This window comes from Streptomyces sp. NPDC001781 (assembly GCF_053596035.1).
Genome location: NZ_JBSFFI010000019.1, coordinates 57629 through 81182 on the forward strand (window position 1 = coordinate 57629; position 23554 = coordinate 81182).

General features: G+C 73.7%; 20 protein-coding genes and 1 riboswitch. Of the genes, 7 read left to right on the top strand and 13 right to left on the bottom strand.

All coding sequences use genetic code 11. The annotated features are described in order from the left end of the window. The 10 genes from cobI to ACWCV3_RS18950 form a co-directional block, all read right to left on the bottom strand. A complete protein-coding gene (gene cobI, locus ACWCV3_RS18905) occupies nucleotides 1-732 on the bottom strand; it encodes a precorrin-2 C(20)-methyltransferase (protein ID WP_451225055.1) in 732 nt (243 codons plus the stop codon). After that, nucleotides 729-2135, bottom strand: a complete 1407-nt coding sequence (locus ACWCV3_RS18910; RefSeq protein WP_451225058.1) for a cobyrinate a,c-diamide synthase — start codon at nucleotides 2133-2135, stop codon at nucleotides 729-731. The genes cobI and ACWCV3_RS18910 overlap by 4 nt, the downstream gene beginning before the upstream one ends. Then, complete coding sequence (gene cobO, locus ACWCV3_RS18915; protein WP_451225061.1) at nucleotides 2135-2734, bottom strand: cob(I)yrinic acid a,c-diamide adenosyltransferase; 600 nt, start codon at nucleotides 2732-2734, stop codon at nucleotides 2135-2137. Before cobO ends, ACWCV3_RS18910 begins: the two co-directional genes overlap by 1 nt. Further along, nucleotides 2734-4728 carry a putative cobaltochelatase gene (locus ACWCV3_RS18920; RefSeq protein ID WP_451225064.1) on the bottom strand — a complete coding sequence of 665 codons (1995 nt, stop codon included), beginning with the start codon at nucleotides 4726-4728 and terminating at the stop codon, nucleotides 2734-2736. The genes cobO and ACWCV3_RS18920 overlap by 1 nt, the downstream gene beginning before the upstream one ends. A 169-nt stretch (nucleotides 4729-4897) precedes the next feature. Beyond that, complete coding sequence (gene cobN, locus ACWCV3_RS18925; protein ID WP_451225067.1) at nucleotides 4898-8548, bottom strand: cobaltochelatase subunit CobN; 3651 nt, start codon at nucleotides 8546-8548, stop codon at nucleotides 4898-4900. Further along, nucleotides 8545-10053, bottom strand: a complete 1509-nt coding sequence (locus ACWCV3_RS18930; RefSeq protein WP_451225070.1) for a cobyric acid synthase — start codon at nucleotides 10051-10053, stop codon at nucleotides 8545-8547. The genes cobN and ACWCV3_RS18930 overlap by 4 nt, the downstream gene beginning before the upstream one ends. Then, nucleotides 10050-10991, bottom strand: a complete 942-nt coding sequence (locus ACWCV3_RS18935) for a cobalamin biosynthesis protein (RefSeq protein WP_451225073.1) — start codon at nucleotides 10989-10991, stop codon at nucleotides 10050-10052. Before ACWCV3_RS18935 ends, ACWCV3_RS18930 begins: the two co-directional genes overlap by 4 nt. Before the next feature lie 99 nt (nucleotides 10992-11090). Beyond that, nucleotides 11091-11229, bottom strand: a riboswitch (cobalamin riboswitch). Nucleotides 11230-11428: 199 nt separating this feature from the next. Continuing rightward, nucleotides 11429-11650 carry a hypothetical protein gene (locus ACWCV3_RS18940; protein WP_451225076.1) on the bottom strand — a complete coding sequence of 74 codons (222 nt, stop codon included), beginning with the start codon at nucleotides 11648-11650 and terminating at the stop codon, nucleotides 11429-11431. Between the two features lie 27 nt (nucleotides 11651-11677). Next, the gene (locus ACWCV3_RS18945; RefSeq protein ID WP_451225079.1) at nucleotides 11678-12934 is read right to left on the bottom strand and encodes an anion permease; all 1257 of its coding nucleotides are present in this window, start codon (nucleotides 12932-12934) and stop codon (nucleotides 11678-11680) included. Between the two features lie 141 nt (nucleotides 12935-13075). Further along, on the bottom strand, nucleotides 13076-13843 hold the full coding sequence (locus ACWCV3_RS18950) for a GH25 family lysozyme (protein WP_451225082.1): 768 nt from the start codon (nucleotides 13841-13843) through the stop codon (nucleotides 13076-13078). 169 nt (nucleotides 13844-14012) lie between these two features. On the opposite strand from ACWCV3_RS18950, the gene ACWCV3_RS18955 reads away from it, so the two are divergent. The 3 genes from ACWCV3_RS18955 to ACWCV3_RS18965 all read left to right on the top strand — a co-directional run bounded on the left by ACWCV3_RS18955 (nucleotide 14013) and on the right by ACWCV3_RS18965 (nucleotide 17421). Beyond that, nucleotides 14013-14678: a class II aldolase/adducin family protein gene (locus ACWCV3_RS18955; protein WP_451225085.1), complete on the top strand. Its 666-nt coding sequence runs from the start codon at nucleotides 14013-14015 to the stop codon at nucleotides 14676-14678. A gap of 50 nt (nucleotides 14679-14728) precedes the next feature. Further along, nucleotides 14729-15850 (top strand): alpha/beta hydrolase, encoded by a 1122-nt coding sequence (locus tag ACWCV3_RS18960; RefSeq protein ID WP_451225088.1) that lies wholly within the window; start codon nucleotides 14729-14731, stop codon nucleotides 15848-15850. A gap of 170 nt (nucleotides 15851-16020) precedes the next feature. Further along, the gene (locus ACWCV3_RS18965) at nucleotides 16021-17421 is read left to right on the top strand and encodes a hypothetical protein (protein WP_451225091.1); all 1401 of its coding nucleotides are present in this window, start codon (nucleotides 16021-16023) and stop codon (nucleotides 17419-17421) included. A gap of 26 nt (nucleotides 17422-17447) precedes the next feature. Here the strand turns inward: ACWCV3_RS18965 and ACWCV3_RS18970 are convergent, their stop codons facing one another. Both ACWCV3_RS18970 and ypfJ read right to left on the bottom strand, forming a co-directional pair. Continuing rightward, nucleotides 17448-17858: a VOC family protein gene (locus ACWCV3_RS18970; protein WP_451225093.1), complete on the bottom strand. Its 411-nt coding sequence runs from the start codon at nucleotides 17856-17858 to the stop codon at nucleotides 17448-17450. Nucleotides 17859-17945: 87 nt separating this feature from the next. Beyond that, nucleotides 17946-18836 (bottom strand): KPN_02809 family neutral zinc metallopeptidase, encoded by an 891-nt coding sequence (gene ypfJ, locus ACWCV3_RS18975; protein WP_451225095.1) that lies wholly within the window; start codon nucleotides 18834-18836, stop codon nucleotides 17946-17948. A gap of 246 nt (nucleotides 18837-19082) precedes the next feature. Between ypfJ and abc-f the strand changes: the two genes are divergently transcribed. From abc-f to ACWCV3_RS18990, 3 genes are all read left to right on the top strand, one after another. After that, nucleotides 19083-20681 carry a ribosomal protection-like ABC-F family protein gene (gene abc-f, locus ACWCV3_RS18980; protein WP_451225097.1) on the top strand — a complete coding sequence of 533 codons (1599 nt, stop codon included), beginning with the start codon at nucleotides 19083-19085 and terminating at the stop codon, nucleotides 20679-20681. A gap of 342 nt (nucleotides 20682-21023) precedes the next feature. Next, nucleotides 21024-21245, top strand: coding sequence for a helix-turn-helix domain-containing protein (locus ACWCV3_RS18985; RefSeq protein WP_004002281.1), 222 nt, complete (start codon nucleotides 21024-21026; stop codon nucleotides 21243-21245). A gap of 129 nt (nucleotides 21246-21374) precedes the next feature. After that, on the top strand, nucleotides 21375-22178 hold the full coding sequence (locus ACWCV3_RS18990) for an enoyl-CoA hydratase/isomerase family protein (RefSeq protein ID WP_451225100.1): 804 nt from the start codon (nucleotides 21375-21377) through the stop codon (nucleotides 22176-22178). Nucleotides 22179-22204: 26 nt separating this feature from the next. Here the strand turns inward: ACWCV3_RS18990 and ACWCV3_RS18995 are convergent, their stop codons facing one another. Further along, complete coding sequence (locus ACWCV3_RS18995; protein WP_451225103.1) at nucleotides 22205-22921, bottom strand: nucleopolyhedrovirus P10 family protein; 717 nt, start codon at nucleotides 22919-22921, stop codon at nucleotides 22205-22207. A gap of 89 nt (nucleotides 22922-23010) precedes the next feature. Here ACWCV3_RS18995 and ACWCV3_RS19000 point away from each other — a divergent pair, with 89 nt between their 5' ends. Next, on the top strand, nucleotides 23011-23484 hold the full coding sequence (locus ACWCV3_RS19000; RefSeq protein WP_451225106.1) for an Asp23/Gls24 family envelope stress response protein: 474 nt from the start codon (nucleotides 23011-23013) through the stop codon (nucleotides 23482-23484). Nucleotides 23485-23554 lie beyond the last annotated feature (70 nt).

Here is a 23554-nt window from a genome sequence, read left to right on the forward strand (position 1 = left end):
TCACAGCTTCCCGCCCCGGCCGCCCTCGCGCCGGGGCGGCGCTATGAGCGTCGACAGGTACGGCAGCGCGGCGCCGTCCAGCTCGGCGGCGGGCCGCACGGACTCCTCCGGCAGCCCCAGCGCCGAGCCCCACACCGCGTCCTGAAGCCGGCCGGCCTCCCGCAGCGCCTCGGCCACCTCGGCCGCGTGCCGCCCGAACTTGTACGCCACCACCGTCCCCGGACCGGCCAGCGCCGCCTTCAGCGCCGCCGTACCCGCCGTCACCGGCACCAGCGTCAGCGGCTCGGTGCCCTCGGTCAGCACCGCGCCCGACCTGGCCGCCAGATCCTGCATGGCCGTGACGCCGGGCACGGTCTCCACCACCAGCTCCGGCACCAGCCCCCTCAGCGTCTGCGCGAGGTAGGTGAAGGTGGAGTACACGTTGGGGTCACCGATGGTCGCGAACGCCACGTAGGAGTGCTCCCGCAGCAGCTCCGCGACCCGCGCGCCCGCCTCGTCCCACGCAGCCTCCCGGCGCGCGCGGTCCGTCCGCTCGTTCAGCGCGAACACCACCCGGACGATCTTCTGCCCGGACACGTGGTGCAGCACGGTCGCCTCCGCCCGGCCCCGCTCCAGGGTGTCCATCACCGGTACCACCACCACGTCGGCGGCCCGCAAGGCGGCGACCCCCTTCACCGTCACCAGATCCGGGTCTCCGGGACCCACTCCGACCCCGACCAGCCTGCTGCTCATGAAGTCCGGCACCTCTCCGTGAATCTCCGGGCCACCCCGGGCTCCGACGCCCAGTGCGTGTGCAGATAACTCGCGTGCACGCCCCGCCGGACGAACCCCTCCACCCGCCGGGCGGGCGCGACGATCCCCCACGCGGGCGCCTCCCCGGCGCCGGGCTCGATCACGGTCCGGTGAAACTCGTGCCCCCGCATCCGGGTCCCGGCCACCGCGAGGACGCTGTCCCCGACGGCCACCGCCTGCCGGTACCCGAGCGTCAGCCGCTCGCTCATGCGCGCGCTCGCGTCCAGCACACCGCACATGGGGATTCCGTCCAGCTCCCGGCACAGGTAGAGCAGACCCGCGCACTCGGCGGCCACGGGCGCCCCGGAGCGGGCCAGCTCCGCGATCTGACCGCGCAGCGACTCGTTGGCACCCAGCTCACTCGCGTAGACCTCGGGGAAACCCCCGCCGATGACGAGCCCCCCGGTCCCCTCGGGCAACCGCTCGTCCCGCAGCGGGTCGAAGGTGACCACCTCGGCCCCGGCGGCGTCGAGCAACTCGGCGTGCTCGGCGTAGGAGAAGGTGAAGGCGGGACCGCCCGCGACGGCGACGACGGGACGCCGGCGCACGGCGTCGCCGTCCCCGGACCGCCGCTCCGCAGCCCCGGCCAGGCGGCCGTGGGCCGGCGGGGAAAGGGCCTCGGACGCGGACCACCTGGCGCCCGGCAGCGCACCGGCACCGCGCGCCAGAGCCATCAGCGCGTCCAGGTCGCACCCGGCGGACACCTGCGCGGCCATCGCGGCGACCGCGGACACGGCGGCGGCGCCCCGCTCGGCCACGGGCACCAGCCCCAGATGCCTGGACGGCGCTTCCACCCGCGAGACCCGCGGCAGCGCGCCCAGCACCGGCATCCCCGCCTCCTCCAGCGCCTCCCGCAGCAGGGCCTCGTGCCGCAAGGACCCCACCTTGTTGAGGATCACGCCCTCGATCCGCACCCCGGTGTCCCAGGACGCGAACCCGTGCACCAGCGCCGCCACGGACCGGGACTGCGACGACGCGTCCACGACCAGCACCACCGGCGCCCGCAGCGACTTGGCGACCTGCGCCGTGGACGCCAGCTCCCCCTGCCCCGCGGCCCCGTCGTACAGCCCCATCACGCCCTCGACGACGGCGAGATCACACCCCCGGGCCCCGTGGCCGAACAGCGGAGCGACCAGCTCCGGCCCACACAGGTAGGCGTCGAGATTGCGCCCCACCCGGCCGGTGGCGAGCGCGTGATAGCCGGGGTCGATGTAGTCCGGCCCGACCTTGTGCGCGGACACGGCGAGCCCCCGCGCGGTGAACGCGGCCATCAGGCCCGTGGCGACGGTGGTCTTCCCGCACCCCGACGAGGGCGCGGCGACGACCAGCCGGGGAACGGACATCACCACTCGATGCCCCTCTGGCCCTTCTGCCCGGCGTCCATGGGGTGCTTCACCTTGGACATGTCGGTCACCAGGTCGGCCGACTCCACCAGAGGGGCCGGCGCGTTGCGCCCGGTGATCACCACGTGCTGGTTCCCCGGCCGGGACCGCAGCACCGACACGACCTCCTGTGTGTCCACCCATCCCCAGTGCATCGGGTAGGCGAACTCGTCCAGCACGTACAGCCGGTAGGTCTCGGCGGCCAGGTCCCGCTTGACCTGCTCCCACCCCTCCCGCGCCTTCTCCTCGTTGTCTAGCTGGGCGTCGCGCTGCACCCAGGACCACCCCTCGCCCATCTTGTGCCAGGCGACGGTGCCGCCCTCGCCGGAGGCACCCAGCACGCGCAGCGCGTTCTCCTCGCCCACCTTCCACTTCGCCGACTTGACGAACTGGAACACCCCGATCGGCCACCCCTGGTTCCAGGCCCGCAACGCCAGCCCGAAGGCGGCCGTCGACTTGCCCTTCCCGATCCCGGTGTGCACGACCACCAGCGGACGGTTGCGCCGCTGCCGCGTCGTCAGCCCGTCGTCCGGCACCACACTCGGCTGTCCCTGCGGCACTAGGCGGCCCTCCCCGAAGTCGTCCCCCGCACATCCCTGACCAGCCCGGCGATCGCGTCCGCCCGCAGCTCCGCCGGCGTCACCGCCTCACCCCCCAGCTCCTTCGCGAGCCGTTCCGCGAGCCCCAGCCGCACCGGCCCCGACTCGCAGTCCACGACCACCGAGGCCACCGACTCCGCGCCGAACAGCCGTGCCGCGCGCCCGGCCAGCGCCACCGGCTCCGGACCACCGGTCGCCCGGCCGTCCGTCACCACCACCAGAAGTGGCCGCCGCGACGGGTCCCGCAGCCGCTCCACCCGCAGCACGCCGTGCGCCTTCAGCAGCCCCGCCGCCAGCGGCGTACGGCCGCCCGTCGGCAGCGACTCCAGCCGGGCCGCCGCCGCGTCCACCGACGAGGTCGGGGGGAGCGCCAGCTCGGCGGCCGTGCCGCGGAAGGTCACCAGACCGACCTTGTCCCGCCGCTGGTAGGCGTCCAGCAGCAGCGACAGCACGGCACCCTTCACCGCGCTCATCCGCTGCCGCGCGGCCATCGAACCGGAGGCGTCCACCACGAACAGCACGAGGTTCCCCTCGCGCCCCTCCCGCGCCGCCTGCCGCAGATCGTCCCGGCGCAGCACCAGCCCCGGCCCCGAACGGCCCCGCGCCCGCTGATGCGGCGCCGCCGCCCGTACGGTGGCCGCCAGGTGCAGCTTGGTCAGCGCACCGCGCGGCCGCAGCGCACCGGTGGTCCGCCCGCGCTCGGTCCGCGCCCGCGAGCGCCGCCCGGCCGCACCCGCCCCGACACCGGGTACCGTCAGCGCCCTGGTGCGGAACGGCTCCGCCGACCGCGCCGGCGCCCGCTCACCCGCACCGTCTGCGGCCGGCTGCGGCTCGCCGTCCTCCCCGGCCTCGGGCTCGGCCCCCGCGTCCGCGCCCCGCGGGCCCTCCTCCGGCGACGGCCGGCCGCCACCACCCGGACCTTCCGGACCGGGGTCGTCGTCGTCCCCGGCCGACTCCTCCAGCGTCCGGTCGAGCTTGTCCTCGTCCAGGCCCGGAGCGTCGAAGGGGTTGCGCCGCCGCCGGTGCGGCAGCGCCAGCAGCGCGGCCCGCCGCACGTCCTCGGCGAGCACCTCGCTGCGCCCGTCCCACGCGGCCAGCGCGGTCGCGGTACGCGCCATCACGATGTCGGCCCGCATGCCGTCCACCTCGAAGGCCGCACAGGTCGCCGCGATCTGCCTCAGCGACCCGTCACCGAGCCGCACCTGAGGCAGCAACTCCCGCGCCGCGACGATGCGTTGCCGCACCGCCCTCTCCTCGTCCGCCCAGCGCGCCGCGAAGGCGGCCGGGTCGTCGTCGTACGCCAGCCTGCGCCGCACGACCTCCACCCGCCGGTCCGGCTCCCGCGAGGCCGCGACCTCGACCGTGAGCCCGAACCGGTCGAGCAACTGCGGCCGCAGTTCACCCTCCTCGGGGTTCATCGTCCCGACGAGCAGGAACCGCGCGGCATGCCGTACGGAGACACCCTCGCGCTCGACGTACGAGGCCCCCATCGCGGCCGCGTCCAGCAGCACGTCCACCAAGTGGTCGTGCAGCAGGTTCACTTCGTCGACGTAGAGGATGCCGCGGTTGGCGGCGGCCAGCAGTCCCGGCTCGAACGCCTTGACCCCCTCCGCGAGCGCCCGCTCGATGTCGAGCGCGCCGACGAGCCGGTCCTCGGAGGCGCCGACCGGCAGCTCGACCATCCGCGCGTCCCGCGCCTCGGCCGCCTCCGCCGTGTGCGGCCCGTCCGGGCAGGTCGGGTCCGGGGAGGCGGGGTCACAGGAGAACCGGCATCCGGCGACCACCTCGACCTCGGGCAGCAGCGCCGCCAGCGCGCGGACGGCGGTGCTCTTGGCGGTGCCCTTCTCGCCGCGCACGAGGACGCCGCCGACAGCCGGCGAGACCGCGTTCAGCAGCAGCGCGAGCCGCAGGTCGTCCTGGCCGACGACAGCGGTGAACGGAAACGGGGTGGTCACGCTGCGATCACTCCTTCTAGGGACTGATGTGCTGATGGGGCGCCGTGCGCCGTCGCGGCTGCGAGTCCGCTGCTGCGCTCCCCGCAGACGCGGGGGTGGTCCGGACGTGGACACGCGAGAACACGAGCTGGTCGACCGGTCCCCGCAGCTGCGGGGGTTTCCCGGGGGATCACGCGTCTCCCTCCAGATCTCCCTCGAGTTCGAGATAGGTCGCGCGGAGCCGGTCCAGGGTCTCCTGGTCCGGCTCGGCCCACAGCCCTCGATCCGCCGCTTCCAGCAGGCGCTCCGTCACGCCCCGCAAGGCCCAGGGATTCGAGCGCTTCATGAACTCCCGGTTCTCCGGCTCGAAGACGTACTCGCCGGCGAGCTTCTCGTACATCCAGTCGTCCACCACGCCGGCCGTCGCGTCGTAGCCGAAGAGGTAGTCCACGGTCGCCGCCATCTCGAAGGCGCCCTTGTAGCCGTGCCTTCTCATCGCGCTCATCCAGCGGGGATTGACCACCCTCGCCCGGAACACCCGGTGGGTCTCTTCGCCCAGTGTCCGTGTCCGCACCTGGTCGGGCACGGCCGAGTCGCCCACGTACGCCTCAGGGTTGGCGCCGGTCAGGTGGCGGACCATCGCCACCATGCCTCCGTGGTACTGGAAGTAGTCGTCGGCGTCCGCGATGTCATGCTCCCTGGTGTCGACGTTCTTCGCCGCCACCGCGATCCGCTTGAACGCCGCCTCCATGTCGCCCCGCGCCGCACGCCCGTCCAGTCCGCGCCCGTAGGCGTAGCCGCCCCACACGGCGTACACCTCGGCGAGGTCCGCGTCGGAGCGCCAGTTGCGGGCGTCGATCAGGGGGAGCAGGCCCGCGCCGTACGCGCCCGGCTTGGAGCCGAAGACGCGGGCCGTGGCGCGGCGGCGGTCACCGTGCCCGGCGGTGTCCTCCTCGACGTGGGCGCGGACGTAGTTGGACTCGGCGGGCTCCTCAAGCTCGGCCACCGCGCGCACCGCGTCGTCGATCAGGCCCACCACGTGCGGGAACGCGTCCCGGAAGAAGCCGGAGATGCGGACGGTGACGTCGATGCGCGGGCGCCCCAGCTCGGTGAGCGGCACGATCTCGAAGCCGGTGACCCGGCGCGAGGCGTCGTCCCACACCGGGCGGCAGCCCAGCAGCGCGAGGATCTCCGCGATGTCGTCGCCCTGGGTGCGCATGGCGGAGGTGCCCCACACGGTGAGGCCCACCGACTCGGGGTACTCCCCGGTGTCGGCGAGGTACCGCTGCACCAGCGAGTCCGCGAGCGACTGCCCGACCTCCCAGCTGAGCCGGGACGGAATCGCCTTGGGGTCGACGGAGTAGAAGTTGCGGCCGGTCGGCAGCACGTTGACCAGGCCCCGGGTGGGCGACCCGGAGGGCCCCGCCGGGACGTAACCGCCCTCCAGCGCGCGCAGGATGTGCCCGATCTCGTCGGTGGTCCGGGCGAGCCGGGGCACGACCTCCGTGCAGGCGAACTCCAGCACGGCCGTGGCGTCCGCCGTTCCGAAGCCGAGCACCTCCTCCAGCACCGCCGGTACGGCGGTCCGGTCCCAGCCCCGCGCCTCCATGCCCTCGGCGATGCCGCGGCACAGCTGCTCCAGCAGGTCGACCGCGTCGGCGCCGGTGCGCGCCGGGCCCCCGGCCAGGTCGGTCAGCTCCACCGGCACCTTCACCGGCGCGCCCGGCTCGGCCAGCAGCTCCTTCTCCACCAGCCCGAAGTGCTCCGCGAGCGCGGCCCGCAAGCCGGGCAGGGCGTTCGCCCGGCCGCCCCACACCTGCGAGGCGCGCAGCACGGCGAGGACGAGGTTGACGCGGGGCTCGCCCTCGGGGCCGGCGCCCAGGACGTGCAGTCCGTCGCGGATCTGCACGTCCTTGATCTCGCAGAGGTAGCCGTCGATGTGCATGACGAACGAGTCGAAGTCGTCGTCCTCCGGCTGCTCGTCCACATGCAGGTCGTGGTGCAGCTCGGCGGCCTTGACCAGCGTCCAGATCTGGGCCCGCACGGCCGGCGCCTTGGCCGGGTCGAGGTCGGAGACGAGCGCGTACTCGTCCAGCAGCTGTTCCAGCTTGGCGAGGTCGCCGTAGGTGTCCGCGCGGGCCATCGGCGGCACCAGGTGGTCGACCACCGTGGCGTGCCCGCGCCGCTTGGCCTGGGTGCCCTCACCGGGGTCGTTGACGATGAACGGGTAGACCAGCGGGAGCTCCCCGAGGACGGCGTCCGGGGCGCAGCCGCGCGAGAGGCCCAGGCCCTTGCCCGGCAGCCACTCCATGGTGCCGTGCTTGCCCATGTGCACGACCGCGTCCGCGCCGAAACTGTTCTCCAGCCAGCGGTAGGCGGCCAGATAGTGGTGCGAGGGAGGCATGTCGGGGTCGTGGTAGATGGCGATGGGGTTCTCGCCGAAGCCGCGCGGCGGCTGGATCATCACGACGACGTTCCCGAACCGCAGGGAGGCGAGCACGATGTCGTCGCCGTCCACGTACAGGCTGCCCGGCGGCTCGCCCCACGCCTCCAGCATGGCGTCGCGCAGCCCCGGATCGAGGGTGCCGAACCAGGCACGGTAGTCCGCGAGCGGCACCCGGGCGGGCGCGGCGGCGAGCTGCTCCTCGGTCAGCCACTCCACGTCGTGGCCACCGGCCGCGATCAGCCGGTGAATCAACTCGTCGCCCTCGGCGGGGTGTTCGCCCACCCCGTAGCCGGCGTCGCGCAGCGCGTCCAGGACCCGGACCGCGGAGGCGGGGGTGTCCAGGCCGACGGCGTTGCCGACGCGGGAGTGCTTGGTCGGGTAGGCGGTGAAGACCAGCGCGATCCGCTTCCGCTCGTTCGGCTTGTGCCGAAGTGCCGCGTGCCTTACGGCGATTCCGGCGACCCGTGCCGCGCGCTCGGGGTCGGCCACGTAGACCGGGACCTCGTCGGGGCCGGGCTCCTTGAAGGAGAAGGGCACGGTGATCAGGCGGCCGTCGAACTCCGGGATGGCGACCTGCATCGCGGCGTCCATGGGGGACAGGGCCGCGTCCGAGGCGTCCCAGGCGGCCCGCGTGGAGGTGAGGCAGAGCCCCTGCAGCACCGGCACGTTCAGGTCCGCGAGGGCACCGACGTCCCAGGCCTCCTCGTCCCCGCCCGCCGAGGCGGCCGAGGCGTGCGCCCCGCCGGCCGCGAGCACGGTGGCGACCAGGGCGTCGGCCCGGCCCAGCAGCTCGTACAGACCGGCGTCCGCGTCCCGCAGCGAACCGCAGTACACGGGCAGGGCGTTGGCGCCGCGCTCCTCGACGGCCGCGCAGAGGGTGTCCACGAAGGCGGTGTTGCCGCTGAGTTCGTGGGCCCGGTAGAAGAGCACGCCCACGGTGGGCCGGCCGGATCGCTGCTCGTAGGCGCCGTGCAGTCCGAAATCCGGCATGCGGTGCGGCTCTTCGAAGCCCTCGCCGGTCAGCAGGACGGTGTCGGAGAGGAACCGGGACAGCTCCAGCAGATTCGCCGGACCGCCCTCGACCAGATAGCGCAGCGCCTCCGCGACGACCCCGGCCGGGACGGTGGACTCGGCCATCAGCTCGGCGTCCGGCACGCTCTCGCCGCCCAGCAGCACCGTCGGCACCCCGGACGCCTTCAGCGCGGCGAGCCCGTCCTCCCAGGCCCGCTTGCCGCCCAGCAGGCGGACGACCGCGAGGTCCGCGCCGTCGAGCAGGGCGGGCAGGTCGGCTCCCGCGTCGACGCGGGACGGATTGCCGATGCGGTAGTCGGCGCCGCTGGCGCGGGCGGCCAGCAGGTCCGTGTCGGCGGTGGACAGCAGCAACACTGTGCTCATGCGGGCGCTCCCGGTGGAATGAAGGGCAGTCCTGCGGGCGCGCCCGACTCGATGAGCCGCCAGAGCGCGTCCGTGTCCGCGTGGTGTTCGATCAGGTCGCCGAGCAGGTCGAGCTGCTCCTCGCGCAGCGCGGCGAAGGACGTGTCGGGAGCCGGGACGAAGCGGCGCCCGGCGGCGGCCGCGACCTCGCGCAGGAAGGCGCGCCGGAAGCCGTCCGACTCCAGCGAGCCGTGCCAGTGGGTGCCCCAGACCTGACCGGTGCGGCAGCCGTCCAGGAAGGGTGTCCCGCCCAGCACCTCGGCGACCCCGTGATGGATCTCGTACCCCTCGACGGGCTCCCCGAGGGCCTCCCCGACGGGCCGGGCGAGGGTCTTCTCCGGGTGGAAGCGCACCCGCGCGGGGAGCAGGCCGAGCCCCGGCACGCTTCCGGCGCGCGACTCGACGTCGTCCTCGATGTGCTCGCCGAGCACCTGGAAGCCGCCGCAGATCCCGAGTACCGGACGCCCCTCGGCGGCCCGGCGCGCGAGCGCGTCCGCGAGACCCCGCTCGCGCAGCCACTGAAGCGCCCGTACGGTCCCGCGCGTTCCCGGCACCACCACGAGGTCGGCGTCGGCCAGTTCCTCCGGCCGGTCCACGAAGCGGACCACCACGCCGGGTTCGGCGGCGAGGGCGTCCACGTCGGTGAAGTTGGACATCAGCGGGACGGCGCACACGGCGACCCGCAGCACGTCCTCCCCGTGCGGGGGAGCGAGGGCCGACTCCCGTACGGTCCCGCGCAGGGACACCCTGAGCCCGTCCTCCTCGTCGATGCCGAGCCCGTGCCGGAACGGCAGCACCCCGTAGGTGTGCCGTCCGGTGAGGTCGCGCAGCATGCCCAGGCCCGGCTCCAGCAGCGTCACGTCGCCCCGGAACTTGTTCACCAGGAACCCGGCCACCAGTGCCTGGTCCTCGGGGGAGAGCAGGGCCACGGTGCCGAAGAAGGAGGCGAAGACGCCGCCCCGGTCGATGTCGCCGACCACGAGGACGGGCAGCCCGGCGCCCCGCGCGACGCCCATGTTGACGATGTCGGTGCGCCGCAGGTTGATCTCGGCGGGCGAACCCGCGCCCTCACAGATCACCGCGTCGTACGTGCCCCGCAGCTCCTCGAGGCACTCCAGCACCGTGCCCAGCAGGGCCTGCTGACGCCCGCCGTGGTAGCCGCGCGCGCTCAGCTCGCCCACCGGCCTGCCCAGCAGCACCACCTGGCTGCTGCGCTCGCCGCCGGGCTTGAGCAGCACCGGGTTCATCAGCGCGGTCGGCTCCACGCGGCACGCCTGTGCCTGCATGGCCTGCGCCCGCCCGATCTCCGCGCCCTCACGGGTAACGAACGAGTTGAGGGACATGTTCTGCCCCTTGAACGGCGCCACCTTGACGCCCTGCCGGACCAGCCACCGGCAGATCCCGGCCGTCACGACGCTCTTTCCCGCGTCGGACGTCGTCCCCGCCACCAGCAGACCACCGCTCACCTGCCCCGCCCCCTTCCGATGAGGCGCCCGGCGACGGTGACGCCGAGCGCGAGCAGACCGACCCGGCGGGAGAGCCGTACGGCCCGCCCGATGTCGGCGACCCCGACCGGCCGCCCGGTGCCGTTGAGCACGGGCCGGTGCTCGGTCCGGCCGCCGTAGGAGAGGGTGCCGCCCAGCCGGACGCCGAGCGCGCCCGCGAACGAGGCCTCCACCGGGCCCGCGTTGGGGCTCGGATGCCGGTGCGCGTCCGAGCGCCAGGCCCGTACCGCCCCGCGCGGGTCGTCCCCGGCGAGCACGGCGAGTACGGCGGTGAGCCGGGCGCCGGGCCAGCCGGCCACGTCGTCCAGCCGGGCGGAGGCCCAGCCGAAGCGGCGCAGCCGGGGCGACTTGTGCCCGACCATCGCGTCCAGCGTGTTCACGGCCCGGAAGCCCAGCAGACCCGGCACCCCGGCCACCGCACCCCACACCAGGGCGCCCACCACCGCGTCGGAGGTGTTCTCCGCGACGGACTCCACCACGGCGCGCGCGACCGCGTCGGCGTCCAGCGCCTGGGGGTCCCGGCCGCACAGGTGCGGCAGCCGGGCACGCGCGGCCGCCAGGTCGCCGCGCTCCAGGGCGCTGCCGACGGCGCCCGCCTCACGGGCGAGCGAAGTGCCGCCGACGACGGCCCAGGTGGCGGTGGCCGTCAGCGCGGCGGACGCGGTGAAGGAGGAGCGTACGGCGTGTGCCGCCACCACGCCGAGCGCGGTGGCGCCTCCCGCGCACACCAGGGTGTGCAGCGCGCCCCAGCCGCGGTGGTCGTGCCACAGCGCGCGCTCCAGCCGCCCGGCGGCCCGCCCGAAGGCGGCGACGGGGTGCATGTGCGGGGGATCGCCCAGGAGGAGATCACCGAGGAGGCCTGCGGCGGCACCGTACGCGTACGAGCGATCGGCGCCCATCGGCTAACTCGCCGTGGGCTTGCCGGTGTTCCTTGAGCGGGTTCTCGGGCGGCGGCCGGGCATCACGGTAGTCCTCACTCAGGGTGTCCACGCCCTGGTTCGACGAGACCGGCGACGAGAGTTCCTGGCTCCCGGGGACTTCTCCCCGGTGACAGTGGCGGGACCGCGCCGGATTCACACCGGCTTCCTCTGCTGTCGCCGTACATGGCCCGCGAAGTCCACCACGTGCCCGGAAGGGCCGTCAACCTGCCTGTGACCTGCGGGAGAAGAGTGTGTGGAGCCCCACACGGGCACCGATGGGAACAGCACAGGGGCCCCCGCGCGGCAGATGCCGTGCGGGGGCCCCTCCGGAAACGGGTGCTGTGGCGTCTCTCCTCCGGATCAGGCCGGGTGAGGGAGCGGACCCCGTGAGCCCGGCGTGATCCGAACCAGAGGCCCTAGGCGACGATCAGGTAGAAGCCGTAGGCCACCGCCGCCGCGCAGGCGGCGAAGCAGGCGTAGGCGCCGGTCACCGCGAGCGGGGCGGAGCCGCCGGCCGCCACCGCGCGCTCGCGGCGGGCCAGCCCGCTGATGCCCAGGGTGAACAGGCCCACCAGGGCCACCGTGACCACGAGGCTGACGCCGAAGACGGAGCCGAGGGCCGCCCAGTCGATCTTCATGGGGATGTTCCTCCAGTTGCCGGGTGGTCAGACCCGGGCCGACGGCGCGGTGGTGGCGGGAGTGGGCGCGGACTCGGCGCCGGCGGCCGGGATGCCGGCCGCCGGGTCGTCCGCGACGATGCCCACGGGGGGCGGGGTGACCATGGCCATCGCGGTGGTCACCACGCCGGCCGGCTCGGTGTACTCCTCGGCGACGTGCGTGTGGTCGATGACCTCGCGGCGGGAGATCTTCCAGATGGCGAAGCTGGAGCCGATCAGGAAGACCGCGACGAGCCCGGTGCCCCAGTCGCCCAGGCCGGTCACGGCCTCGGCGCCCGCGCCGACCAGCGCGGCGGCCGGCAGGGTCAGCGCCCAGGCGACGAACATCCGGCTCGCGGTGGACCAGCGGACCACCCCGCCCTTGCGGCCCAGGCCCGCGCCCATCACCGAGCCGGAGACGACATGGGTGGTGGAGAGGGAGAAGCCGAGGTGGGAGGAGGCCAGGATCGCGGTCGCGGCGCTGGTCTGCGCGGCGAAGCCCTGACGGGGCTCCAGGTCGGTCAGGCCCTTGCCCATGGTGCGGATGATGCGCCAGCCGCCGATGTAGGTGCCGAGCGCGATGGCCAGACCGGCGGAGAGGATCACCCAGGTGGGAGGGTTGGAACCGGGGGAGAGGGCGCCGCCAGCGATGAGCGCGAGCGTGATGATGCCCATGGTCTTCTGCGCGTCGTTGGTGCCGTGCGCCAGGGAGACCAGGCCGGCCGAGGCGATCTGGCCGGCGCGGTAGCCCTTGCGGGTCGCGGCGGCACTGTCGCCGTCCCGGCCGATGCCGTAGGAGAGGCGGGTGGCGGCCATCGTGGCGAGGCCCGCCACGATCGGCGCCGCCACCGCCGGGAGCAGCACCTTGGTGACCAGCACGTCGCCGTGGACGGCGCCGAAGCCGGCCGAGGCGACGGTGGCACCGACGAGGCCGCCCATCAGGGCGTGCGAGGAGCTGGAGGGCAGGCCCACCAGCCAGGTCAGCAGGTTCCAGAGGATCGCGCCGGTCAGGGCCGCGAAGATGACCTCGGGGCGGATGCCGGTCTCGTCGACGAGCCCCTTGGAGATCGTGTTGGCGACCTCCACCGAGAGGAAAGCGCCCACCAGGTTGAGCACGGCGGACATGGCCACCGCGACCTTGGGCTTGAGAGCACCGGTCGAGATGGTGGTGGCCATCGCGTTGGCGGTGTCGTGGAAACCGTTCGTGAAATCGAACGCGAGTGCGGTTATCACCACTATCGCGAGGATCAGCGAGAAGCTTTCCATTTACCCAGGCAATCGTTCGAAGTCGTTGGCTGGATGAACGTAGGGAACCTGGGTGAACGGAAGGTGAACTGGGACGGGCGCCTTGGTGCCGGAAGCGGCGCCCCGGGTTCCGGGTGCTGCCGGCGGCCTCGTGGGGGCCGGTCAGCGCCCGCGCGCGAAGGCCCGCAGCCGGGTCGGGGAGCCGCCGAAGAGATCCTGGTCACCCGGCAGCCTGCCCTTGGTGCCGTGCTGCCAGAACGTCCAGTAGCGCCAGCCGCCCGGCAGCCTGCCCGGGCCCGAGGAGCCGTGGCCCGCGATCCACAGCGGGTGGTCGGCGGAGAAGGCGCGGCTGTCTCCGGTGCAGGCGGCCCACCAGTTGGCGGTGGTGTAGATGACCGGACGGCGGCCGGTCTCCCGGCGCACCTCGTCGCTGAAGGACCTGATCCAGCGCACCATCCGCGTCCGGCTCAGCCCGTAGCACTTGTGGTGCCTGCCGTACGGGTTGTACTCGATGTCCAGTGCGGGAGGCAGCGTCACCCCGTCCGCCCGCCAGCCGCCGCCGTGCCGGACGAAGTACGCGGCCTGCGCGGCGCCGGAGGAACGGTTCGGCAGGGCGAAGTGGTACGCGCCCCGGACCAGGCCGGCCCGGCGGGCGCCGTTGTACTGGCCGGTGAAATAGGGGTTGCGGTAGGTCGTGGACTCGGTCGCCTTGACGTACGCGAACCGGGCGCCCCTGGCGCGGGCCGCGTACCAGTCGACGCGCCTCTGGTGCGAGGAGACGTCGTGACCCTCGGGCTGGGTCCGGCGCGGCTCCGGCTTCGCGGCCGGCGGGGCGTGGGCGGCGGTGAGGGCCCCGGTCAGGGTGAGGCCCGAGAGGGCCGCCGCGAGGACACCCGCAGGGCGGCGGAATGATGAACGGTCACGGGCCATGCGGTCCCCCGGCGAGACGTGGTCCAGCGGCAAGAGGGATCAGTGAAAGCCGCACGCACGTCAGAAGTGTGACTATTTCTGGTGTTTCTGGTCGGTTTAGCTCGTTCGGCGGCGCGTGGAGGGGGCCGAAGCGGGCACACGCCCGGCCGGCTCCTGGCAGGATCACGGCATGGCGGAACAGCGGCGGGAAGCGGACGGCGACGAGGCGCGGGCCTGGGAGGAACTGGTGGCCGCGGCCCGGCGGACCGTGACCGATGGGCTGGTCGTCGGCACCTCCGGCAACGTCTCCGTACGGGTGGGCGACACCGTGCTGGTCACCCCCTCGGGCGTGCCCTACGACCGGCTCACCCCGGCCGACGTCACCGGCGTCGATCTCCTGGGCCGCCAGGTGCTCGGGTCGCTGGTGCCGACCAGCGAACTCCCCATGCACCTGGCGGTCCACCGCACCACCGACGCCCGCGCGATCGTCCACACCCACGCCGTGCACGCCACCGCCGTCTCCACCCTCGTCACCGAGCTGCCCGCCGTCCACTACATGACCGGCGCCCTCGGCGGTCCCGTACGGGTCGCCCCCTACGCCCCCTACGGAACCCCCGAACTCGCCGCGCACGTGCTCCGGGCCCTCGAGGGCCGCTCCGGCTGCCTCCTCCGCAACCACGGCACGCTCACCTACGGGGACACCCTGGAGCGCGCCTACGACCGCACCGCCCAACTGGAGTGGATGTGCCGCGTCTGGCTCACGGCGTCCTCGGTACCGGGCCTGAGCCCGTCCCTGCTCACCGGGGCGGAGCTGGCGGAGGCTGGGGAGCGGCTGCGCGGGTACGGGCAGCGCTGAGCGCCGCCGCTCCACTGGCCGGGAACCGTCCCGCCCGTGACACTGGATCCGTGCGAAGAGTCCAGGTAGTCGCCGCCGCCATCGGTGCCGTGCTGGCCGCGGGCGCCGCGTCCGTGGCCGTCGGGAGGCTGGCCAGCGGAGCCGCGCTGAAGCTGCCGCCCGGCCGCCCGCTGCCCACCGAACCCCGGCTCACCGTGCACGGTGTGGAGGACGGCCGGATCGCCCTCACCCGTGACCTCGCCTCCCTGCGCCCCGGCGTCTACGGCCTCGCGGGCAACGGCTCGCACGCCGTCGTCGCAGGGGTGCTGGAGGGAGCCGAGCAGCGCCCGGACACCGTGGTGCGCCGGCTCGAACGCCTCACCCACGGCGCGTTCGCCCCGGGCGACCCGGCCTGGCTCACACCCAACGCGTACGTGGGCGATCCCGGCTCCGCCCTCGGCCAGGAGTACGCCGACATCGACATCCCCGGCGAACTCGGCCCGCTCCCCGCCTGGTTCGTGCCCGGCCCCAGGGACACCTGGGTCATCGCCGTGCACGGCCTCGGCACCACCCGCGAGCAGACCCTCAACGTCATGGGGATGCTGCACTCACTCGGCCTGCCCGTACTGGCCCTCGCCTACCGGGGCGACATCGGCGCCCCGCGCCCTCCGGACGGCCTGAGCCACCTCGGCGAGAGCGAGTGGCGGGACGTTGACGCGGCGATCCGGTACGCGGTCCGCTACGGCGCCCGCCGGGTCGTCCTCCTCGGCTGGTCCACCGGCGCCACCATGGCGCTGCGCGCCGCCGAACGCTCCTCCGTCAAGGACCGGATCGCCGGCCTGATCCTCGACTCGCCCGTCCTCGGCTGGGAGACCACCCTGCGCGCCCTGGCCCACGCCCGCCACGTCCCCGGCCCCCTCCTGCCCCTCGCGGTACGCGCCGCCCAGGGGCGGGCCGGCATACGCACCGCCCGCCATGCCGAGGGTGTCGGACCCGTCGCGGTCCCCACCCTGATCATCCACGGCCCCGACGACCAGGTCGCCCCCTGGGCCGACTCCCGCCGCCTCGCCGCCCGCCAGCCGGACCTCATATCCCTGCACACCGTCCCCCAGGCCCCCCACGCCGCCATGTGGAACACGGACCCCACCGCGTACGAGGACCTCCTCCGCCGCTTCCTGACCCCCCTGCTGTAGCGACTCGGCCAGAAGCCCGGCCCCCGGCCCCCCGGCGCCCGGCTCGCCGCAGGTCGCGCGGCCGGGGCCGGAGCACCCCGACCCGGCCGGAGGCCCGGTTCTGGCCCTCTCCGTCGCCGCGTGTGACGTCCCGTTTGGGTTTTCGGACCGTCAACCGGAAGACTGCACCCGTGACGTCCCGTATCCCGCGCGACTCCAGGCTTCGACTCGTCCGACCGCGACCCCTGGCCGCCGCCCCCAGAGCTGTGAACCAGCGGCGCACGCGCCGCACCGCACCCCGGCCGCCCGAGGGGACACCGGCCCCCGCCGAACTGGCGAGACTCGCCCGGACCGTCCTCGCCGGGGCGGTCCGGGTGGCCCGGTGGGCCGACCTCGCCCTGGGACCCGGCAGCGACGCCGGCACCGACGACGGCAAGGCCACCCTCTCCGACGCGACCGCCGAGCGCGCCGCCGCCGACCTCGGCCTCACCCCCGCGCAGATCCGCGCCGACTGGGACACCGCCCGCCTCTCCGGCCTGGTCGAGGTGCACGGCGACAGCGCCCGCCCCGGCTGGCGCCTGCGCGCCTGGGACCGGGACGACAGCGCCGTACTGCGCGGCTGGGTCGCCCTCTTCGACGCCTGGTCGCTGGCCTGCCCCGAACCGCGCGGCCAGGAGCCGGCCTCGGTCGCCGAGGTCGTCTCGGCGATGCCCCAGGTCCTCTCCTTCCTCCAGCTCTCCGCCGGACCCGTCCCGACGGAGCAGTTGCTCGACCTGCTCCAGCAGCGGGTGACCGAACTGCGCACCGAGCGCTGCGAGGTCACCTACCCCGGCGACGTCGAGGCCCCCGTCGTCACCGTCCCCGGCCCGGACGTCCCCCTCGCCCCCCTGCTGGACTGGGCCGTGGCCGCGCTGGCCGCCGTCGGCGCGCTCACCCACGGCGACGGCCACGCCACCCTCACCCCGCTCGGAAGCTGGGCGGTGTGGGTCAAGCTGGAGCAGATCTGCGTCGCCGCGCAGAGCCCCGCCGGGAACATCGAGCAGTCCGCAGAGGACATGCTGCGCGGCTGCGCCCAGCTGCGCCCCAACGCCGCCCGCGCCGAATACCGCGCCTGGCTCGCCGCCCGCACCGTCGGCGGAGCCGTCGGTCAGCTGCTCGACGCCGCCCGGGGCGACGACGCCCTGCTGCGCGGCCTCGCCTTCGAGGCGCTCCGCGTGGTCGGCGCGCCCGCCGAGCACGAGGTCCGCGCCGTCGTCGCGGAGCCCGTGCTGCGGCCCTACGCCCTGCTGTGGCTCGCCGAGTACGACGGCGTCGACCCCGAGGACGCCCACGAGGTCCTCACCCGCGAGGAAGCCACCTGGCTGTGGGTCGACACCGCCGCGGCCGTCGCCGACCACGGCGAGGCCGACATGCTGGTCCGGCACCTGGAGGCGGCGGTGCAGCCCACCGTGCCCGCCCTGCTGGAGGAGGTCCGGTCCGTGGGCCACCCCCGCACCGTGCAGGTCCTGGTCGCGCTGGCCGCCGCCCACCCCGACCCGGCCCTGGCCAAGGCCGTGCGCCGGGCCGCCTTCCAGGTGCACACCGGGGGCTGAGCCGGGCCCGCCGATGCCCCCGCCGCTCAGGTGGACAGCGCGGGGGCGTACGTCCCGAAGCTCCAGACGTTGCCCTCGGCGTCCCGTGCCGTGTAGTCCCGCGAGCCGTAGTCCTGGTCCGTCGGGGGCATCAGGATCTCCACGCCGTGCTCCACCGCGCGCCGGTGATGGGCGTCGACGTCCTCCACCACCACGTACACGCCCGTCGGCCCGCCGCCGCCCATCGCCTCGGCGAAGACGCCGCCGCGCCCCCTGGACCCCAGCATCACGGCGCCGTTCCCCTGGGTCAGCTCGGCGTGCAGGACCGTGCCGTCCTCCGCCTCGTGCACCACCAGCCCGGTGAAGCCCAGCGCCTGGGTGAGCTGTGCGATCGCCGCCCGGGCGTCCGCGTACAGCAGCGTGGGGTACACGCTCGGGCGCCGCCTGGTGTCCGCCATGCCGATCACTCCCTCGTGAACGGTTCCGTCCCGCTTCGTCCCCCCAGTCTGGCAGCGGGCACTGACAGGAATAGGAGCATCAACGCCTCAGCCGAACGTGTCGCACCGGTCCGGATCACCCGTCCGGTACCCCTGGTCGAACCACTGCTGCCGCTGCAGCGAGGACCCGTGGGTCCAGGTCTCCGGGGTCACCTTCCCCTGGAACTCCTGCTGGATGCGGTCGTCGCCCACGGCCGCCGCCGCGTTCAGTCCGTCCTTGATGTCGGCGGGGGTCAGCTCGGTGATCAACGGCCTGCCCGTCGACTCGTCCGGCGTCGTCGTCGCGTGGTGCGCCCACACCCCGGCGTAGCAGTCCGCCTGCAGCTCCACCCGGACCGAGCTGCTGTTCTCGCCGGTCGTCCCGTCCTGGGTACGGCCCAGCGTGCCCATGAGGTCCTGCACATGGTGGCCGTACTCGTGCGCGATCACGTACGCCTGGGCGAACGGGCCCCCGCTCGCCCCGAACTTGGTGCGCAGCTCGTCGAAGAAGCCCAGGTCCAGGTAGACCCGCTGGTCGCCGGGGCAGTAGAACGGCCCCACGGCCGCCGTCGCCGCCCCGCAGGCGGTACGGATCTGCCCGGTGAAGAAGTACGTCTGCGCCGGGGTGTACCGCTTCCCGCGCTGCCGGAACTCGCCCGACCAGTAGTCCTGCACGCTGTTGACCACCGCGACCGCCCGGCAGTCCTCACGGGTGTTCGCGTCCCGGCCGGTACGGCAGGACTGCTGGACCTCGCTCACCGAGGAGGGCTGGGAGGAGGTCTGGTCACCGCCCGAGGAGAGCCCGAGCTGGTCCGGTCCGACGCCCAGGAACAGCGCCAGCAGCAGCCCGACCAGCCCGACGACACCCCCGCCGATCGTCGCCCGGCCGCCCGGCACCCGGCTCCCGCGCACGTCCCGCACCTCGGAGGTGTCCAGATTCGCGTCGTCGTCGAACTGCACAGCCCGTCACCTTCTGTCAGCGTCCATCGGCTTCCGCGTGCTTCCGGCCGACCCGTCACACCCGTCGTCCGCAGCTCACGCGGCATGTGTACCCCGAGAGCCCCCGCACCCTGCCTCCCGGCGCAGGAAAAGGGCTTGCCCGCCCCCGTTAGACTGGCCTCATGGCCATTCTCCTCGCGCATTAGACGGCGGGAACGCCCTCGACAGCCGCCCATCCGTCAACCACGTACGCCCAGGAGTATGTCCGTGATCTCCGCCTCCGGTATCGAGCTGCGCGCCGGCGCGCGCGTCCTCATCGAGAACGCCACCTTCCGTGTCGCCAAGGGTGACCGCATCGGCCTCGTCGGCCGCAACGGCGCGGGCAAGACCACCCTCACCAAGTGCCTCGCCGGTGACGGCATCCCGGCCGCCGGCACCATCACCCGCTCCGGAGAGGTCGGCTACCTCCCGCAGGACCCCCGCACCGGCGACCTCGACGTCCTCGGCCGCGACCGCATCCTCTCCGCCCGCGGCCTCGACGTGCTGATCCGCAAGATGCGCGAGAACGAGCAGCGCATCGCCAACGGCTCCGGCGCCACCCGCGAGAAGGCCCTGCGCCAGTACGAGCGCCAGGAGACCGAGTTCCTCACCAAGGGCGGCTACTCCGCCGAGGCCGAGGCCGCGACCATCGCCGCCGCGCTCAACCTGCCCGACCGCGCGCTCGGCCAGCCGCTGCACACCCTCTCCGGCGGTCAGCGCCGCCGTATCGAGCTGGCCCGCATCCTCTTCTCGGACGCCGACACCCTGCTGCTCGACGAGCCGACCAACCACCTCGACGCCGACTCGATCGTCTGGCTGCGGGACTACCTCAAGACCTACCGCGGCGGCTTCATCGTGATCTCCCACGACGTCGAGCTGGTCGAGACGGTGGTCAACAAGGTGTTCTACCTGGACGCCAACCGCTCCCAGATCGACGTCTACAACATGGGCTGGAAGCTCTACCAGCAGCAGCGCGAGGCCGACGAGAAGCGCCGCAAGCGCGAGCGGCAGAACGCCGAGAAGAAGGCCGCCGCCCTGCACTCGCAGGCCGACAAGATGCGCGCCAAGGCCACCAAGACGGTCGCCGCGCAGAACATGGCCAAGCGTGCCGACAAGCTGCTCTCCGGCCTGGAGGCCGTCCGCCAGTCCGACAAGGTCGCCAAGCTCCGCTTCCCCGAGCCCGCGCCCTGCGGCAAGACCCCGCTGATGGCGGAGGGCCTGTCGAAGTCGTACGGCTCGCTGGAGATCTTCACCGACGTCGACCTGGCCATCGACAAGGGCTCCCGCGTCGTCATCCTCGGCCTCAACGGCGCCGGCAAGACCACCCTGCTGCGCCTCCTCGGCGGCGCGGAGCAGCCCGACACCGGCTCGGTCGTCCCCGGCCACGGCCTCAAGCTCGGCTACTACGCCCAGGAGCACGAGACTCTGGACCCCGAGCGCACGGTCCTGGAGAACATGCGCTCGGCCGCACCGGACCTGGACCTGGTCGAGGTCCGCAAGACGCTCGGCTCTTTCCTCTTCTCCGGCGACGACGTCGACAAGCCGGCCGGGGTCCTCTCCGGCGGTGAGAAGACCCGCCTCGCCCTCGCCACCCTGGTCGTCTCCTCGGCCAACGTGCTGCTGCTGGACGAGCCCACCAACAACCTCGACCCCGCCAGCCGCGAGGAGATCCTCGGCGCGCTGCGCACCTACAAGGGCGCCGTCGTCCTGGTCACCCACGACGAGGGCGCCGTCGAGGCGCTCCAGCCGGAGCGGATCATCCTGCTCCCGGACGGCGTGGAGGACCTGTGGGGCTCCGGTTACGCCGACCTGGTCGCCCTCGCCTGACCTTCGACGGATCACTCGGACCGATCATTCGGCCCAGTGGTGATCCACCATCTGAGTGAGATCTCCTCATACCGAGGTGTGTCCTACACGGATTTTCCGGCCGGTCCCCCGGTACCCGAGCGGTACCGGGGGATCGGCCGTCTCGCGTCTCTGACCTGCGACTTCCTGGTTCCACCCGTTCGGCGGTACGCGTGCGAAGCTTCGGAATCCCTGGTTCCGTATGTGCGGACCCGCTCCTGTCGTCACGACCTCGTCTCACGGACCTTGCCGAATGGGTGGCCAACCCGGCGAGAAGGGGTGATCATGAGAAGACCAGAGCGCACTTCCCACGAGGAGGCACGGGTGGCCGAGACTCTGAAGAAGGGCAGCCGGGTTACCGGCGCCGCGCGTGACAAGCTCGCGGCAGACCTGAAGAAAAAGTACGACTCCGGTGCGAGCATCCGGGCGCTGGCCGAGGAGACCGGTCGCTCGTATGGCTTCGTGCACCGGATGCTCAGCGAGTCGGGCGTCACGCTCCGTGGGCGTGGCGGTGCGACGCGGGGCAAGAAGGCCGCGTCGTCCTGACTCCGGGCGGCCCATCGGCTTCGATGGTGGCCACCCGGTCGGTCTCCTGATCGTCCGGGTGGTTACTGTGCAGTCACTTCGCGGTGCCGTACGGCTCCGCGCGATGACCGCACCCACCGGAGGCGCCCCATGGCTTCGCCCGACCAGGACCTCGCTCCTGTACTCGACAAGGACGGCGTACGGCTCACCGTCGACGACGCGCTCGCCACGGTGACCCTGACCAACCCGGCCAAACGCAACGCGCAGAGTCCGGCTCTGTGGCGGGCGCTGGCCGAAGCGGGCCGGGCGCTGCCGGGCTCCGTCCGGGTCGTCGTGCTGCGCGGCGAGGGCAAGTCCTTCTCCGCCGGGCTGGACCGTCAGATGTTCACCCCGGAGGGGATCGAGGGCGAGCCGACCTTCATCGATCTCGCGCGCCGTGACGACGCCGGGGTCGACTCCGCCATCGCCGCGTTCCAGGAGGCGTTCACCTGGTGGCGGCGCAACGACATCGTGTCCATCGCCGCTGTGCAGGGACACGCCATCGGTGCCGGTTTCCAGCTGGCCCTCGCCTGTGACCTGCGCGTCGTCGCCGACGACGTCCAGTTCGCCATGCGCGAGACCAGCCTCGGCCTGGTCCCCGACCTCACCGGCACCCATCCACTGGTGGGCCTCGTCGGCTACGCCCGCGCGCTGGAGATCTGCGTGACCGGCCGCTTCGTCCACGCCGAGGAGGCGGTCGTCTCCGGCCTGGCCAGCGTCGCGGTGCCCGCAGCCGAACTCGACGGCGCCGCCATCGATCTGGCCTCCGCCGTGCTGGCCGCGCCGCGCGACGCCGTGGTGGAGACCAAGGCGCTGCTGCGCGGTGCCGTCGGCCGTTCCTTCGACGAGCAGGTCGTCGCCGAGCGCGCCGCCCAGGCCCGTCGCCTGCGCGACCTCGCCGGCATCGGCGACTGAGCGCACCGCCCCTCGCGCGAGCGTTCTCACTCCACGCCGGTCACCAGGACCGCCACCGTCGGGCGGTCCTCCAGTGTGTCCCGCACCGCGGCGCGCACCCGCTGGGCCACCTCGGTGGCCCGGTGCGCGGAGTCCGTGGCGACCTCCACTGACACGTGCCGGTGCGGGAGGGCCGCGTCCGACTCGCGCCGCTGCACCCGGATGGCGTGCCCGCGATCGCCGAATGCCGCCGTCAGCCGGGCCACCCCGGCCACCGTGAGCACGGCCGCGGCCACCGCAGCCTCGTCCGGGTCTGTGGTCCGCTCGGCGTCCGGGGCCCGCTGCGCCTGGGGTGCCGGGGGCGGTCCGGCGGGCGGCTCCAGCAGGTCCGTGACCCGCAGGTCCACCTCCGTCACCGTCAGCCCCAGCCGGTCGGCCGCCGCCGTCAGCGCCTCCCGCAGCCGGCCGGCCGTCTCCGGCAGCGGCCGGGCGGCGGTCGCCGCGAAGTCGGCCGTCACCCGCAGGGGCCCCGGCCACAGAGCGCTCGGCGGGGCCGGCACGACCGGCTCGCTCACCTCGCGCGGATCGGCCGGACCGATCCGCAGCGTGCCCAGCCACGCCCCCGGCACCTCGGCCGCCGCCCCGGCCAGCATCGAGGCGGCCGCCCGTTCCGTCATCCACGCGCCGTCCCGGCTGCCGCCGAGCGGCAGCAGTCTGCCGGGCGCCAGTCGCTGCCGTACCGCCTGTGTCCAGTCCGCCGTCATTCCTCCACCCTGCCCTCTCCACGGCGCGCAACGGCGCAGGCGTGCTTACGGTGGTCGGAGAACGACGACCGAAAAGGGGAGCAGTGGCGATGAGCGAGATGGCAACCCACGGCGGCGACAGCGAGCCGCAGACCTCGGCCCGCAGGCAGACCCGTTCCGGCGGCGGCGACCCGGCGACCAGAGGCCGCACCACGATCGCGGACGGAGTCGTCGAGAAGATCGCCGGAATGGCGGCACGTGACGCGGTCGGCGTGTACGCCATGGGCAGCGGGATCTCCCGCACGCTCGGTGCCATGCGCGACCGGGTCCCGGGCGGCGGCAGGACCGTCACCCGAGGGGTGAAGGCCGAGGTCGGCGAGGTCCAGACCGCGCTCGACCTGGAGATCGTCGTGGAGTACGGCTTCCCCATCGGCGACGTCTCCCGCGCGGTGCGGGAGAACGTGATCGCCGCCGTGGAGCGCATGACCAGCCTCGAGGTCGTCGAGGTCAACATCGCCGTCAGCGACGTCCACCTTCCCGACGAGGAGGACGACGTGGAGCCGGAGCAGCCCCGTATCCAGTGAGTCGGGGGGTAGTCGGAGGAAGAGGCCGCACCGGCTGACATCACTCGGCCGGACGAGCCGACCCGCTTGA

Coding starts and splice junctions, on each gene's coding strand:
- cobI (WP_451225055.1), bottom strand. CDS start 732: ATGAGCAGCAGGCTGGTCGGGGTCGGAGTGGGTCCCGGAGACCCGGAT.
- ACWCV3_RS18910 (WP_451225058.1), bottom strand. CDS start 2,135: ATGTCCGTTCCCCGGCTGGTCGTCGCCGCGCCCTCGTCGGGGTGCGGG.
- cobN (WP_451225067.1), bottom strand. CDS start 8,548: ATGAGCACAGTGTTGCTGCTGTCCACCGCCGACACGGACCTGCTGGCC.
- ACWCV3_RS18935 (WP_451225073.1), bottom strand. CDS start 10,991: ATGGGCGCCGATCGCTCGTACGCGTACGGTGCCGCCGCAGGCCTCCTC.
- ACWCV3_RS18940 (WP_451225076.1), bottom strand. CDS start 11,650: ATGAAGATCGACTGGGCGGCCCTCGGCTCCGTCTTCGGCGTCAGCCTC.
- ACWCV3_RS18945 (WP_451225079.1), bottom strand. CDS start 12,934: ATGGAAAGCTTCTCGCTGATCCTCGCGATAGTGGTGATAACCGCACTC.
- ACWCV3_RS18950 (WP_451225082.1), bottom strand. CDS start 13,843: ATGGCCCGTGACCGTTCATCATTCCGCCGCCCTGCGGGTGTCCTCGCG.
- ACWCV3_RS18955 (WP_451225085.1), top strand. CDS start 14,013: ATGGCGGAACAGCGGCGGGAAGCGGACGGCGACGAGGCGCGGGCCTGG.
- ACWCV3_RS18970 (WP_451225093.1), bottom strand. CDS start 17,858: ATGGCGGACACCAGGCGGCGCCCGAGCGTGTACCCCACGCTGCTGTAC.
- ACWCV3_RS18990 (WP_451225100.1), top strand. CDS start 21,375: ATGGCTTCGCCCGACCAGGACCTCGCTCCTGTACTCGACAAGGACGGC.
- ACWCV3_RS18995 (WP_451225103.1), bottom strand. CDS start 22,921: ATGACGGCGGACTGGACACAGGCGGTACGGCAGCGACTGGCGCCCGGC.
- ACWCV3_RS19000 (WP_451225106.1), top strand. CDS start 23,011: ATGAGCGAGATGGCAACCCACGGCGGCGACAGCGAGCCGCAGACCTCG.